Source organism: Sphingobacterium sp. UBA7625 (assembly GCF_002484085.1).
Taxonomy (GTDB): Bacteria; Bacteroidota; Bacteroidia; order Sphingobacteriales; family Sphingobacteriaceae; genus Sphingobacterium; species Sphingobacterium athyrii.
This window is the reverse complement of the sequence record NZ_DLJD01000014.1, coordinates 156,795-170,550: the sequence shown is the minus strand read 5'-3', so window position 1 is coordinate 170,550 and position 13,756 is coordinate 156,795. Positions and strand designations below refer to the sequence as shown.

Sequence of the window (13,756 nt, the reverse complement as noted above, 5' to 3'; positions counted from 1 at the left end):
TGTGATTTGTCCCCCCCTTTGTCCCCTCTTGTTTTTTTCTCTATAGAGTTAATTTGTTCTATTTTAGCCTCAGCATACTGTAATGGCGGAATTAGCAAACAAATATGGGGCGTTTTCTAAAAGTAGCTACGGTATATCTTATCCATATCTTTATATATAAAAGGGCCTAGGCCCTTTTTTTGTCTCTTATTATTCATAATCTACAACAATAGATTATCCGTGGTATTTACCTTCGCTTAAGATCTTGTATCAAGATTTCGATATAGATGCCATTCTTTTGAGAGACAACGCGGACCGACCAAAACTAGCTTGACAATAGAGGAAAATTAAAATAAAAAGGAGCACCCGATTTTCGGGTGCTCCTCATTTTGATATAATATTTTGACTATTTAGAAGTTTGGTTTTAATAAATACTTGTCATAGAAACGGAAAATATGGTCGGCAGCTTCTTTCGCTGTATCGACAATGCGAAAAAGTTTCAGATCTTCCTCACTGATATACTTGTTTTGCAGCATGGTATTTTGCACCCAGTCTATTAAGCCTTTCCAATACTCTGAACCTACCAATACGATAGGGAAGCGTGCAATCTTACCTGTTTGAATCAAGGTAATCGCTTCAAAGAGTTCGTCCATTGTTCCAAAGCCCCCCGGCATAACGATATAACCTTGGGAGTATTTCATAAACATTACTTTTCGTACAAAAAAGTATTTGAACTCAAGCAATTTATCCCGATCAATATATTTGTTGTGAAACTGTTCAAATGGCAATTCAATATTCAGGCCCACGGATTTTCCGCCAGACTCATAGGCACCTTTATTCGCTGCTTCCATGATCCCCGGTCCACCTCCAGATATAATTCCATAACCGCGTTCAGTGAGTAGGGCAGCGATATCTACCGCCATCTGATAATATTTGTGTTCACGCGGTGTACGTGCCGAACCAAATATGGATACACAGGGGCCAATTTTAGCCAATTTTTCAAACCCGTCCACAAATTCTGACATGACTTTAAAAATCTGCCATGAATCTTTAACCTTAATTTCCTGCCATGTTTTGTTCTCAAAAGCGCGGATAATTTTATCTTCTTTTGTAATGTCCATATATAACGTTATACATTTAATTTCTAAAACCCATTTTTTTCAAAAAGGAATACAATATAGCTATTTTTTTAATACTAGCTACTTTTTGCGATTATTCTTACATTTGCATTATGAATTTTTCTTCTAAACTTCTTGAGAACGCGGTTGCGGAATTTGGTAAATTGCCGGGTGTGGGACAAAAGACAGCGCTAAGGCTGGTCTTGCATTTATTGAAGCAGTCCGATCCTGAGGTGGCCCGTTTTACTGCCGCTATTGACCGATTGAAAGAAGATATTCAGTATTGCCAGGAGTGCTTTAATATTTCGGACCATTCGACTTGTGAAATATGCAGTTCTTTCAAGCGGGATAAAAGCATAATTTGTGTCGTGGAGGATACACGTGATGTCATGGCCATTGAAAATACAAATTCCTATCAGGGCGTTTATCATGTGCTGGGTGGACTGATTTCGCCCATGGATGGTATCGGTCCGGCTGATCTTAAAATTGAAGGTTTACTCAATCGTATTCAACGGGGTGGTGTAGAAGAAGTTATTCTGGCATTGTCGGCAACAATGGAGGGCGATACAACGATTTTTTATCTGTACCGTAAGTTGCGTGAATTTGATATTAAGATTACGACAATCGCACGTGGTATTGCATTTGGAGGTGAGCTGGAATATGTCGATGAGCTCACATTGGGCAGATCGATTGCCACGAGAGTACCCTACGAACGAAATGTAGGTTAGTTGTACGTCAAATAGATCTGTTTGACTCCCTCATGAACTTTTCGGCCTTTTCTTATCTGTTGCTGCCTTACTTTATCGTTTAGGATTTGACTGTTTGCTTTTTTGTTTTTGAGGATGTTGAAGTAGGCAATTTTGCCGATAGCCGTTTTTTCCAGTCCCAACAACGCGCAGGAATAAGCTCCTAAAAGATAGTTGTTATAATACAAATGAACTTCCCGCATGAGTTTTCTGCCAAATTTGCTTCTTGGATATGCCGCGTTTACTGGTTCTTCCATTAGAGCCTGAGCGAGTGCGACACTATCCTTATCACCTTCTTTTTGGGTCATTGTCCAATAGTACAGCGATTTTATGGCCTCCTCCTCCGAATCCGGAAGGAGATCCAATGGAATGCCCAATAAAGTTCCGATATATTTCCAAAGATGAAATATGCCGTTAATTTCATTGTTTAACAAATTGAATTTCATTTGTTTGAGTCCGATTAAATAAACTAATGAAAAACCTAGGTTTGTTGCCAGCATATCCCAGGTGTTTAAAGGAATGCCCCATTTATCAGAATTCCAATCATTATGTTTCAATATATTCAATCGGGCAAATGAATGGATGCATCTGGTCAACAGAATGGCCTCTATACCGATACCGCCTTTTTTCAATGCATCATTGGCCGTAATATCAACCCAAAATGTAACGGTTTCCGTTAAACGCTTTACCGCACCTTTTTTCAGTGCTCCCGTAAAAATCAGCGGTTTATTGATCGCACTGGATTCGTAGCCGCCCATAAGACAGTAATCCCGTAATACAATAAGTCCGGTTAGTCCCGAGCGTTGACTGAGTTCGATTCCCTGCTCTATTTTTTGTCGGTCGAGCCACTCCGGTTCCAGGGGTAGTGTAGCCATGAATTCTGAAATCAGTCCAACGTAATCGGCTTCAATAGCTTTACCACGCAAATAGTCCCGAATCAGTTGCTGTCCCTTTGCGAAACCAATTTTCAGATGCAAATGTTCCACCAGTTGGTCACAGGCTTTGTCATATTGGTATAACAAAGGTATAAATTGTGCTGCATGAGCCAGATCTGGACTGGTAGGCAATTTAGTTAGCAGACTAGCACCAATGCCCTTTGTCCAGTAAAAGTGAAAAGAGGTTGTGTTAATTTTATAGCGATCGGGAATTTTCATTTTTGATAGAAATATACAGGACTTGAATTCTCCTGTTCTCAGTTCAAGACCTGGTACCTATTGGATTGTCCAAAATACATAGGATCCCGTTATATCAATTTTTTGCCCTTTTTTTGAGAACGTGAAGTCCATATAATCTGTCTGACAGGACGTAATGTCACTACAACAGAACTGTCTGGAAATTTTAAAATGAACGCGAAAGGAGCCTTTTGAGGAGAGGGGATCAAATGTGATGTTTCCGATGCTAAAATCGCTCAGGGCCGGAGCGCCATCTTTATCTTCCAGCTGATTAACGACATGATCGTTGATAAGGAGTCGTTGCTCAGGACCTAATAGTTTCGAAAACTGTACGGAATCATCAATCAGTGAGTCAAAATTACCGTCTACTGCGACTGTCAATTGTATTGCGGTTTCTGCCATGTTTAGTATACATTAAACTCCCTCCAATTGGGGATGTACAAGTTATAAATAGCTTCGGACTCTTTCTTGGTTTTTTTAGAAAATTTACAAAATGCTGCCAAAACGATCAGATTCAACTGTTCTTTATCAAGATCAATCAACCGGGAGGAAAAACAGATCTCGTTGCCTTCGATTTTATAATTCGAGTTCGATCGTTTACTTAAACGTACAGCCGTGATCGCATAGTTATCCAGTTGCTCTTCCCAATAGGATACCATTTTGATTAATTCATTGTATAAAAGATCCATACTCCATGCTTCGAGTAATTTTAAGGTGTTTACATTCTTTCGTTGATAAACCCGGATGCTACTTGATTTAAGTTCAATGGTAGCAGGAGATACCGTCGAAAAAACTTTAACAAGGTAAGGAGTTTTGAACAGATAATAAGGATTTTCAAGATAAGAATAGGATTGATCTTCTTCCTGATGTACCGGAGGATTGAGCTTGATATATTGCTTCAAAGAGGCAATATCGTAATAGGGCGGGGCATAGATACGATAGGGAGAATATGTTCCCTGGATCTGAATATAATCTTTGTTCCAGCTGACGATTTCATAAAAATTATGATCAATTTCAATCTGCATATTAAAAACTTTTTTAAAGCTATTTGAAAACCCGGTTGGTTGCTTTTCGTTCTATATAGGATTTTTTCCTGTGCAACCGTTGATTTTCTATAAACTGAAATCAAAGTAACTATATTTTTGCGTTAAACCTATGAATTGGGAGAAAATTCATGCAATGTTTAAAACAGATACGCGATTTTATGTTTTCCAGGATTTATGATTTATCTTTGAACCTGTTTATGCATCATCCTACTGACCATTTCCCAATATTAAATCTGCAGAAATTCTACGATGGAATAATGTCCGACCGTGATTTACTTTTTCATGAATTAACCGGAAAGCGGGAGATTGATGAACCTCACAAGCACGATTTTTTTATTTTACTGCTCTTTGAAAAAGGAACTGGCACGCATACTGTGGACTTTGAAACATTTAGTTTAAGAGCGCATCAATTACATCTCGTATTTCCGGGGCAGGTACATCAATGGTCGATGACAGACCCTACACAAGGGTTGCAATTGATGATCAGCAGGTCGTGGTTTGAAAGCCTTTTACCAGCATTGCGCTTTCCGGTATCCTATTATTTGCGGCATTTGGTGATTACTTTATCCGAGCCGGGGTATCAGGCATTGGAACAGGAATTCCGGGCTGTTTCCACTGACTTGAAAGAAAAAGAAATTCTATGGGAACTCATCTACGCCAGGGTCAAAGTAATCGCATTGCTGATTAGTAAATTTGTTGCGGACAATTTTAACGATTATGACCAATATCAGGATAACCCGATCATTGCGAAATTTGTGCAATTGATCGATTGTTGGTATAAAGCTGAACGCTCTGTTTCATTTTATGCGGATAAATTAAATATTTCTGCCAATTATCTGAATGTCCTGAGCAACAGAATCTTTCAGGTATCAGCTTCTGCTTTGATTCAGGATCGGATATTGCTGGAAGCCAAGAGGTTGCTGAAAATATCGGATAAGTCCGTTAAGGATATTGTTTTTGATCTGGGCTTTTATGATAATGCCAGTTTTAGTAAGTTTTTCAAGAGCCATACGAACATGACACCCAGCCAGTTTAGGGCTCAGCCATAATATTTACAAATGATGTGATAATATCTACAAAGCGGAAAGCCTTAAATAGCCTAGTTTTGAAAAAAATGATATTTTCATGAACGAATTAATTCAGCGCAGCGAGCAGTATACACTGGAAAATGTACGGTTGGAAACAGGGTTTCTTTACCGGGAAGGACAAATTATCGGAACTGATACCGCGCTTTTTTCCATAACGATAACGGATGGAAAAATACAGGAAATTCGGCCGGCCCAAACCGGTGATGGAACAGGACCATTCAATGCCAATGGAAAACTTGCTTTACCCACCTTTAGGGACATGCATATCCATCTGGATAAAACGTTATACGGTCTTCCTTGGAAAGCTGTATTTCCTAAAAACAGGACGGTGAAGGATATGATTGCACGTGAGCAGGAAATTATCCCCGAACTCCTCAAGACGTCGGTGGAAAGAGCGGAAAAACTAATTATGCTGTTACAAGGCTATGGAACTCATTTTGCAAGAACACACTTTAACGTTGACCCGACTTCGGGTACTAAATCACTGGAACATCTGCTTAGGGCGCTGGAACATGTGAAAGCATCTTTTGGTGCGGAATTGGTTGCTTTCCCGCAACATGGATTATATTACACCGATTCAACTGGACTGATGCGTGAAATTGCCGCTTGGGACAAAGTTGACTTTATAGGCGGTTTAGATCCTTATAGTATAGACGGAAGTATCGAAAAACCGATGGACTTTACTGTTCAGTTAGCCTTGGACAACAAAAAAGGAATTGATATTCACTTGCATGAGGGTGGAGAGTCAGGTGTTAAAACCATTCATTATTTAATAGATAAAGCACTTGAGAATCCGGAGCTACAGGGACGTACATTTATCAGTCATGCCTTTGCGTTGGGCTATATGTCTCCAAAGGATCTACAATACACTGCCGAGCGTTTGGCGGCAGCCAAAGTCGGCATTGCCAGTTCGGTTCCTTTTCGGAATATGCTCATGCCATTACCGCAATTACGTAAGGCAGGAGTAGAGGTGCTGACGGGAAATGATAATGTACAGGATCATTGGGGAACTTTCGGTAGTGGAAATATGCTGCAAAAAGCGAATCTTGCTGCACAGTTGTATGGCTATGAAACGGAATATGATCTATCCCGTTGTTTGCGTTATGCTACAAATGGGAAATTACCTTTAGATGATAAAGGCAATAGAACATGGCCAAATGTAGGTGATGAGGCAAGTTTCCTATTGTTGGATGCGAGCTGTTCCGCTGAGGCAGTATCCAGGATCTCTGCTGTAGACGGACTGTTGCATAAGGGCAATATTGTAAAATGGCATCATTCGCTGCCTATTCAATCGACTTAAATACAATTATTTATAATATGATGTAGCCACTTTTTATATGCAAAAATAGAAAGTGGCTTTTTTTAGATCAGCTCAACTGTTTTTTATAGTGCCATTATTGTGCATAGCTTGTCTTGCAATAATCAATTTTATAGTTATTCTCTTCAATAACTAGCTGTACTTCATTTTGTGTCTTTATATTATCACCATAGTCTATAAATATACTGTATTTATTTGTGTCTAACTTTTTGATAAGGACGCTATTGATTCTTAATGCATCATCATTGCCTCGGCCAAATAACCACATTTCCTGTGTATAGAGGGGATAAATATTTTTCCATTTGGCTTTATATCGCGCTTCCGCTTCGGGTAATTCGGCATCTGTCAGATTGGAAGGGCCATAAATTTCATTGGCATCCTGTAGAAATTCCGTGAAACGTGCCGTACAGATGATCTTTTCCTTGTCTAAATAATAACAATATTTCCCGGACTTTCCGTCTTCGCAGCGAAAAATGGTTTCCAGCCATTCTTTGGCCGGATCTGCAGTTGTTTTTGACGCGACCCGATCATTGTTTTTTGTACTGTCCGATAACAAGATTTTTTTTTCGTTTCTATGCATTTCCCTAGCAGGGTTATTTGTATTGTCTGAGCCCGTACAGCCTGCGGTGACAAGCAATATAGCCAATATCGCCGAAAATATTTTTATACTCATTTTAGGATGAATTCATGTTGTTTATGCAGACGTAAAATTAGTATTTATATCGGAAGTCGTTCTCATGGATTTCAGTGATATTTTTTGCTTTCGAATCGTTCATGTGCGTCAACTATGCTTTGTCTTCTTCTTGTCTACGCATTCTAATTGCGCATTACCACTTGGTGGCTCTTAGATGAGATCTTGGTTTTAATTTTTTATAACTCATTATCAATAAGTTGTGATTTTATTTGTTGTTTTTTTGATGTTTAATTATACTGCGCAGTTTACCTGCATATTCGCCATGCGATCTTTGTCATGTCAGCGATGATAAATGTTCTTTGATGAAAATGATAGCAAAATGCTTTTAAGATATGTGCCTCTCTGTGAAGGGAGCACGAAAATACTCTCAGGTTTTGATTTGCATCCCGGTCTCCTGTTTCTGTATAGCAGGATAGTGTTGTATCCGATGGGAATTCAATATACTGATAAGATGAAAAGCATGAGAGAAGATTGCCAGGGATGAAGGTTCGAATCCTTCCCCCGAAAGGGGTAGCTCAAGGGTAGAGCATGGCATTGTCGTTGTAGGTCGCAGGTTCGACTCCTGCTCCTGAGCAATCAGGATAGTTCAGCTTGGTTAGAACAACAACTCAACCGTGTGGGTTCGAATCCCACTTCCATTTTCGGATGGAATAGCATAAGGGTATTGCACAGAATTTAGGTTCTGGATTTGAAAGTTAACCTTCTTTAAAAAGGTCAGTTAATTAAAGCTTGCTATAATTTGTCTGGTTCCGGAGAGTGCTTTGTTTCTCTTCGGGACAGTTGATGATGGGCCTGTGATCGGAAACATCTCATACAGAGCCGATACAGGAAGAGCGGATAACAGCTAGCGGTGCTAGCCGTCTTGAAGTTTCTAAGTGTAAAGATCTGTATGGGCTCTTTTTAATTCCGCCCTGCATCGATGGACAAATAATAGCAGGTTTTTTCATTAGATAATAGTATAAAACAAAAGATAGTATGAAAAGAGTACAAGTCAATGTCAATGAAATTGGATTGGTGGTTAAGAATAACCAAGTCATCCGTGTATTGGAAACCGGTAAATACTGGTTGGGTTTCGGCGAAAATCTGGAGCTATACAATAGGGCGCATTCATTTCCATCCAACCACAACATTGATGTGCTCCTGCTGCTGGAGGGCTTTCGTGAACTGGTTGACATTGTCGAAGTGGAGGATACCGCCATTGCACTGGTTTTCTTAAACAATAATTTTGAGAAGACATTGGCGGCAGGTAGGCATATATTCTGGAAAGGTCTGCAGTCACGTAAATTTCAATTGGAGGATATTTCGGAAATCGAAATACCGGTTTCTGTCAACCGTCAATTGTTCGAAAAGCAAACCTTGGCATACTATATCCGCCAATATAAAGTGGAGCCAAACGAGAAGGGCTTACTTTTTGTTGATGGCGTGTTTACGGAAATTTTGAATCCGGGAACATATTTTTGGTGGAAGAATGCAAAAACAATCGCAGTTTCAAAAGCGGATATGCGTGTGTTGACCTTGGATGTGGTTGGACAAGAGATTCTATCGCGGGACAAAGCACAGATACGGGTCAATTTCACGTTACAATATCAAATCGTGGATATCGTGAAATCGCTGTTGGATCATAAAGAGTACGAGAAGCAATTGTATGCGGTGATGCAGTTAAATCTGCGTACCTATATCGGGCAAATGACTTTGGACGAACTGATGGAGAAGAAGACCGAGATTAGCAGCTATATTTTAGAAAATACCACTGCTTATATCGCCGGATTAGGGCTACGCTTATTGACTTGCGGTGTCAAAGATATTATTCTTCCCGGAGATGTCCGTGATATTATGAATCAGGTGCTGATCGCGGAAAAACGGGCACAGGCAAATATTATTATGCGGCGTGAAGAAACCGCCTCCACAAGAAGTTTGCTCAACACGGCGAAACTTATGGAGGAAAACAACATGTTGTTTAAATTGAAAGAAATGGAATATGTAGAAAAAATCGCGGAAAAGATCAATAGCATATCTGTTTCAGGAAATGGACAGATTGTCGATCAGTTAAAGCAATTGTTTGTTAAATAACGGGCATAGAAAGTAAATAAAGTGGAAAAAAAGAGGTGCAGGTGGCAATTGTAAAGAGGTTATTGCCACCTGTTTGGAATTCGATTGATTCCCCTCAATAACAAAAAGATAAAAAATGGAAAATAAAAGAATCAACGGCAATGACCTGATTGCATTGGGATATAAAGAAAATCATACATTGGGCGCTGCTTTGAAAATCAACAGCAAGCGACATGGTTTGACGAAAACGGAAATGCTGGACAAATTTAAAGCTGTGCTGGAAAATCCGTCCGAATATGTGGAGGATACGATATTCAGTGTACTTGCGCATGCCATATTAGGCCAGGATGCAGTAGATGCCTCCCTGATTGCCCTAAATGAAAATCCCATGGGATATACCATTTATGGAGAATCTGAAATTGAAGCGGGAGCCAAGGAGCAGATGAAAGTCGCGATGAAGCTTCCTGTTACCGTTGCCGGTGCATTAATGCCGGATGCCCATCAAGGTTATGGCCTGCCGATCGGCGGTGTACTGGCCACCAATAATGCGGTGATCCCATATGGCGTAGGGGTTGACATTGGTTGTCGAATGGCCCTGTCCATATTTGATCTGCCGGCATCCCTTTTGGACACACATACCGATACATTAAAGGAAACTATCCTGAAACATACGCGATTTGGCGCCGGTAATGGGTATCTGAAGCACGAACGCGTGGAGCACGCAGTGTTGGAAAACAACTTGTTTTCGGAGAATAATCTGCTTGCATCGTTAAAAGATAAAGCATGGACGCAGTTAGGTTCTTCGGGGGGCGGTAATCACTTCGTGGAATTTGGAATTGTGGAATTCAATGAAAAGGATGAAGTACTGAATATTGAGAAAGGAGTTTACCTGGGCTTACTGACGCATTCCGGATCCCGGGGATTGGGGGCTACCGTGGCTGCACACTATACCAAATTGGCCAAGTCTTTATGTAAACTGCCTTATCAAGCCCAACACCTGGCTTATCTGGACTTAGATACAATGGAAGGACAGGAGTATTGGTTGGCAATGAATCTGGCCGGTGATTACGCTTCTGCCTGTCACGAAGTTATCCACGAAAAGATAAAAGCTGCTTTGGGCGCTGAGCTACTGGCAAAAATTGAAAACCATCATAATTTCGCATGGAAAGAACGCTGGAATGACCAAGAGGTTGTGGTACACCGAAAAGGTGCTACTCCTGCGGCAAAAGGCGTCATGGGGATTATTCCCGGTTCCATGGCAACGCCGGGGTTTTTGGTTCGCGGAAAGGGAGAGATGGCGGCGATCCAATCGGCTTCCCACGGCGCGGGGCGTTTGATGAGCCGTACGCAGGCGATCAAAACGCTTTCGTCCGTTGAACTGAAAAATATTCTGACTGAACAGGGCATTACTTTGTTGGGTGCGGGGATGGATGAAGCGCCTATGGCATACAAAGACATTCATACTGTCATGGCCTCCCAAGAGGAATTGGTGGATATCGTGGCTAAGTTCTCACCAAAGATTGTCCGTATGGCAGACGATGGTAGCCGTGAGGACTAGCATGGATTACTTTGTTGAAAAAGCAGTTTCATTTATCAATGAAACTGCTTTTTTGTTATTTCCTTATAAAAGGGAATTGGCCATTAACTATGGGCAACTTCCTTGTAGGTGTACACATTATAAGGGTAGATCTTTTTGGCAAGGAGTTTAGCGACAAGACTGGACAGCAGCAACGGCGCAAATAGTATATAGCCTGAAGGAACAATACTCGCAACAATAAAAATTGCTGTAAAAGGAGCATGGATGGCTGCCGAAAGCATGGCAGCTGCGCCAAACAAGGCGAAATTAATGATAATGAGCTGGGTGCCGAGATAATGGTTGCAGAATTGTGCAAAAAAGACACCAAACAATGCACCTGTTACAATACTTGGTGCAAAGACGCCACCATCACCGCCAGCGCCCAAGGTAAGCGCTGCCGCCAACGGTTTTAACAGCACTAACAAAAGCAATGGGAGAATGTATAACCAATTGACCGATCCATGCAAACTACGCTCCAGGATTTCCCCTAGACCATGATAACTGTCACCATACAATAGCGGCAGAAAGAAAATCAGTAGGCCCACGGTGATTGCTCCCAAATTGACCCGAATAAAATTATTCTTTATTCCGGCAAAGAACGATTTTGCATAGATTACAATTTTAGTGAAATACAGTGCCAATAAACCGGCTATTAATGCCAGAATGATAATATAAGGGATTGCCTGCCACCGCCATTGCTTTGCCGCGAAGTGAAATAGGGGAGCTGCATCCATATAATAAACAAAAAGAGAAGCGACAAGCATGGAACTGATACCGCTTATCATTAGTGTTTTGCTGCATTTTCTGGAAATAACTTCAAGGGCAAATAACAGACCGCCCAATGCGCTGCCAAACAATAATGTCACTCCAGCGATAACACCGGCGCAGATCAGTTCCGTCTTATAGGCCCAGGCGGGATGAAGGCGTTTATAGGCTTGATTTCCTACAGTTGCCGTTGCTACTACCGTCGAGACTTCAATCCCTGTTGATCCACCGAAAATAACGGTCAAAAAGCCATTGATATAATGGGATGGTATTTTAAAAAAAGGCAGATGATCTTTCCGTGTTTCAAGTGTCGTGTAAATCTCCTTGATCCCTTTATTTTTTCTATTTTGAAAAGCATATTTCCGGAGAAAATATATTGCTGTGATGCCGATGCTGGGCAAGATGATAAATAGTCGGTGATCCAGTTGTACAACGCTTTCCGCTATTCTTTCCTGAACATAGCCCGTGATATGTTTGAGGCTATAGGCCAATAAGCAACAGATCACGCTCACAAAAACCGAACTTCCCATTAATTTAAGGTAGCTATATCGAACAATTTTCCTGCGATGTGTGGTGGTGGCCTGCATATTATTTTGCTTTAAATCGGCACAAAGGTAAAAGATATTTTGGCGAAAATAAAAGCGAGGCGGCTCCGACATACCTATTGTTACATTGGTTGGCGGAGCCGTTCATGTTGCCAGGGTTTAACAAATTGAGCTGTTATTGTCCCGATGGGTGTTATTCAGTGAATTTGCTTATTGGAGCCCAATGAAAATATCAACTTTAGCTTGTTCGGGATTTTGTACGTTTTCTCCATAAACTTCAAAATCTGCTGAAAATGCACGCGGAAGATCGGCTTCCCAGATATTCAGCCATGCGTCGTAAACAATGCCCGCTTCCAGATTTCCTTCAACTTCGACATGATGGTAGACATTTTCTTCAATACGTATGCCGTCCATGTCATCCGGGACATCATCGAGGTGGGCAACCTTGCAGCCCAACAAAGTGGTGTAAGGTAGCGTGTGATCCTTTTCATACTCCGTATAAACACAATAGAGTGCATTGGAGACTTTGTTTGGAATCCGGTTCATGATATCATTTTCAAAAAATCGAGCCCAGAGATCAGGAATATCTTTAGCGGCCTGACTGTCCTGATTGCTTGTCCTGATTGCAATTCCAATAATATTAAAAGAAGGAATAGATCTGTTTTTCATGCGTTTTATCTTTTCTCCAAAAATAGATCGGCCAACTGACAACTGTTTGTCATCAGGAATCACTGAAATAAAAAATTATTGTTGGCGATCAAATACAACCGAAACTTTATCCGGTGCTTTAAATTAATGTGCTTTTTTCCATATCTTTTCCGAAAAAGGGAGGTACTCAGCTAACGCTGCTGATCCATACCAAGTATAGTACGTTGGTTCCAGAAGTCCATTTTTGATCGTGGGATCTGTTTGTAGAAGCTCCTTTGCCTGCTCAATTGTAGCGATATTATTCAGAATAAATAGCCCCCGAAGACTGCTGTCATTTTTGCCAAATGGGCCTGCCACGATCAACTGGCCATTCTTTACCAAACGGGCGATATTTTCCATATGCCCTTTAAAACTTTCGTTAATAAGTTGTTTATCCGTAGTATTATTCTGGCCGGTTTTTAATAAAACAAAGATATAGCTTTTCATGCCATAGTCGTCTGCGCCAAGTTTGTTTGCTAAGCTCCCGTCATAATTTGTGTTTTCGCTAGGTAACTCATTTATTACTTTATGGACATCAAAAGTGTGTCCTTCTCCGGATTTTCCTTCAACTGAGATGTGCAGACGATCGCCTTCAAGTCTGGTATAGCGTATGTGCTTGGGGAAATCGTGGGCAACATTGCTAAACGAATAGGTGCTGTCCTTATAGCTTAATTCAAAATCTATTTCTTTTCCGTTGTTTTGACCGATCACTAGCGCCGAATAGATGACTTTATTGCCCAGTTTTCTAATTTTTAAGTACTCACTGATTATTTTCTGACCATTTTTTATCGCATAGGACATGCCCTTTAATTCGCTGTCGCCGACCTGGTTCCAGTGTTCGTAACTGTCTTTATTCACTACTTTCCAGGTGCCTTGGAGAAAGGTGGGAAAGGGGCTTTGTGCGGATACTGACCTGGACAAAAAGATGCAGAAAAGACTAAGCCATACGATTATTGATTTTTTCATTTCTAGC

At 40.8% G+C, this 13,756-nt stretch carries 13 protein-coding genes and 1 tRNA gene; 6 read left to right on the top strand and 8 right to left on the bottom strand.

Annotated elements, in window-relative coordinates; all coding sequences use genetic code 11:
* Window positions 1–389: 389 nt before the first annotated feature.
* Entirely contained in the window at window positions 390–1,094 is a 705-nt protein-coding gene (locus B4G94_RS05325; RefSeq protein WP_165309629.1) for a TIGR00730 family Rossman fold protein, read from the bottom strand.
* A gap of 116 nt (window positions 1,095–1,210) precedes the next feature.
* Between B4G94_RS05325 and recR the strand changes: the two genes are divergently transcribed.
* A complete protein-coding gene (recR, locus tag B4G94_RS05320; RefSeq protein WP_286857586.1) occupies window positions 1,211–1,825 on the top strand; it encodes a recombination mediator RecR in 615 nt (204 codons plus the stop codon).
* On the opposite strand, the gene B4G94_RS05315 is transcribed toward recR, so the two are convergent.
* The 3 genes from B4G94_RS05315 to B4G94_RS05305 are packed head-to-tail and all read right to left on the bottom strand — an operon-like array spanning window position 1,822 to window position 4,040.
* Entirely contained in the window at window positions 1,822–2,997 is a 1,176-nt protein-coding gene (locus tag B4G94_RS05315) for an oxygenase MpaB family protein (protein WP_286857585.1), read from the bottom strand. The genes recR and B4G94_RS05315 overlap by 4 nt on opposite strands.
* Before the next feature lie 57 nt (window positions 2,998–3,054).
* The gene (locus tag B4G94_RS05310) at window positions 3,055–3,417 is read right to left on the bottom strand and encodes a hypothetical protein (RefSeq protein WP_286857583.1); all 363 of its coding nucleotides are present in this window, start codon (window positions 3,415–3,417) and stop codon (window positions 3,055–3,057) included.
* Between the two features lie 2 nt (window positions 3,418–3,419).
* The gene (locus B4G94_RS05305; protein WP_286857582.1) at window positions 3,420–4,040 is read right to left on the bottom strand and encodes a hypothetical protein; all 621 of its coding nucleotides are present in this window, start codon (window positions 4,038–4,040) and stop codon (window positions 3,420–3,422) included.
* A gap of 179 nt (window positions 4,041–4,219) precedes the next feature.
* On the opposite strand from B4G94_RS05305, the gene B4G94_RS05300 reads away from it, so the two are divergent.
* Together B4G94_RS05300 and B4G94_RS05295 are read left to right on the top strand one after the other, a co-directional pair.
* A complete protein-coding gene (locus tag B4G94_RS05300) occupies window positions 4,220–5,110 on the top strand; it encodes an AraC family transcriptional regulator (RefSeq protein ID WP_286857581.1) in 891 nt (296 codons plus the stop codon).
* Window positions 5,111–5,186: 76 nt separating this feature from the next.
* Complete coding sequence (locus B4G94_RS05295) at window positions 5,187–6,449, top strand: amidohydrolase (protein WP_286857580.1); 1,263 nt, start codon at window positions 5,187–5,189, stop codon at window positions 6,447–6,449.
* Window positions 6,450–6,543: 94 nt separating this feature from the next.
* Here B4G94_RS05295 and B4G94_RS05290 read toward each other — a convergent pair whose 3' ends face one another.
* A complete protein-coding gene (locus tag B4G94_RS05290; RefSeq protein ID WP_286857579.1) occupies window positions 6,544–7,140 on the bottom strand; it encodes a hypothetical protein in 597 nt (198 codons plus the stop codon).
* 530 nt (window positions 7,141–7,670) lie between these two features.
* Between B4G94_RS05290 and B4G94_RS05285 the strand changes: the two genes are divergently transcribed.
* From B4G94_RS05285 to B4G94_RS05275, 3 genes are all read left to right on the top strand, one after another.
* A tRNA-Asp gene (locus tag B4G94_RS05285) sits at window positions 7,671–7,733 on the top strand.
* Window positions 7,734–8,136: 403 nt separating this feature from the next.
* Window positions 8,137–9,231, top strand: a complete 1,095-nt coding sequence (locus tag B4G94_RS05280; RefSeq protein ID WP_108631806.1) for a slipin family protein — start codon at window positions 8,137–8,139, stop codon at window positions 9,229–9,231.
* A 115-nt stretch (window positions 9,232–9,346) separates the two neighbouring features.
* The gene (locus tag B4G94_RS05275; protein ID WP_286857578.1) at window positions 9,347–10,768 is read left to right on the top strand and encodes an RtcB family protein; all 1,422 of its coding nucleotides are present in this window, start codon (window positions 9,347–9,349) and stop codon (window positions 10,766–10,768) included.
* 83 nt (window positions 10,769–10,851) lie between these two features.
* Here B4G94_RS05275 and B4G94_RS05270 read toward each other — a convergent pair whose 3' ends face one another.
* The 3 genes from B4G94_RS05270 to B4G94_RS05260 form a co-directional block, all read right to left on the bottom strand.
* Complete coding sequence (locus B4G94_RS05270) at window positions 10,852–12,138, bottom strand: chloride channel protein (protein WP_286857576.1); 1,287 nt, start codon at window positions 12,136–12,138, stop codon at window positions 10,852–10,854.
* Between the two features lie 168 nt (window positions 12,139–12,306).
* On the bottom strand, window positions 12,307–12,765 hold the full coding sequence (locus B4G94_RS05265; protein WP_286857575.1) for a GyrI-like domain-containing protein: 459 nt from the start codon (window positions 12,763–12,765) through the stop codon (window positions 12,307–12,309).
* A 123-nt stretch (window positions 12,766–12,888) separates the two neighbouring features.
* Window positions 12,889–13,749, bottom strand: a complete 861-nt coding sequence (locus tag B4G94_RS05260; RefSeq protein WP_286857574.1) for a DUF6265 family protein — start codon at window positions 13,747–13,749, stop codon at window positions 12,889–12,891.
* Window positions 13,750–13,756 lie beyond the last annotated feature (7 nt).

What these genes read in the sequence shown, in the direction of transcription:
- recR (WP_286857586.1), top strand. Translation starts at nt 1,211, where the DNA reads ATGAATTTTTCTTCTAAACTTCTTGAGAACGCGGTTGCGGAATTTGGT.
- B4G94_RS05315 (WP_286857585.1), bottom strand. Translation starts at nt 2,997, where the DNA reads ATGAAAATTCCCGATCGCTATAAAATTAACACAACCTCTTTTCACTTT.
- B4G94_RS05310 (WP_286857583.1), bottom strand. Translation starts at nt 3,417, where the DNA reads ATGGCAGAAACCGCAATACAATTGACAGTCGCAGTAGACGGTAATTTT.
- B4G94_RS05305 (WP_286857582.1), bottom strand. Translation starts at nt 4,040, where the DNA reads ATGCAGATTGAAATTGATCATAATTTTTATGAAATCGTCAGCTGGAAC.
- B4G94_RS05300 (WP_286857581.1), top strand. Translation starts at nt 4,220, where the DNA reads ATGTTTTCCAGGATTTATGATTTATCTTTGAACCTGTTTATGCATCAT.
- B4G94_RS05295 (WP_286857580.1), top strand. Translation starts at nt 5,187, where the DNA reads ATGAACGAATTAATTCAGCGCAGCGAGCAGTATACACTGGAAAATGTA.
- B4G94_RS05290 (WP_286857579.1), bottom strand. Translation starts at nt 7,140, where the DNA reads ATGAGTATAAAAATATTTTCGGCGATATTGGCTATATTGCTTGTCACC.
- B4G94_RS05280 (WP_108631806.1), top strand. Translation starts at nt 8,137, where the DNA reads ATGAAAAGAGTACAAGTCAATGTCAATGAAATTGGATTGGTGGTTAAG.
- B4G94_RS05275 (WP_286857578.1), top strand. Translation starts at nt 9,347, where the DNA reads ATGGAAAATAAAAGAATCAACGGCAATGACCTGATTGCATTGGGATAT.
- B4G94_RS05270 (WP_286857576.1), bottom strand. Translation starts at nt 12,138, where the DNA reads ATGCAGGCCACCACCACACATCGCAGGAAAATTGTTCGATATAGCTAC.
- B4G94_RS05265 (WP_286857575.1), bottom strand. Translation starts at nt 12,765, where the DNA reads ATGAAAAACAGATCTATTCCTTCTTTTAATATTATTGGAATTGCAATC.
- B4G94_RS05260 (WP_286857574.1), bottom strand. Translation starts at nt 13,749, where the DNA reads ATGAAAAAATCAATAATCGTATGGCTTAGTCTTTTCTGCATCTTTTTG.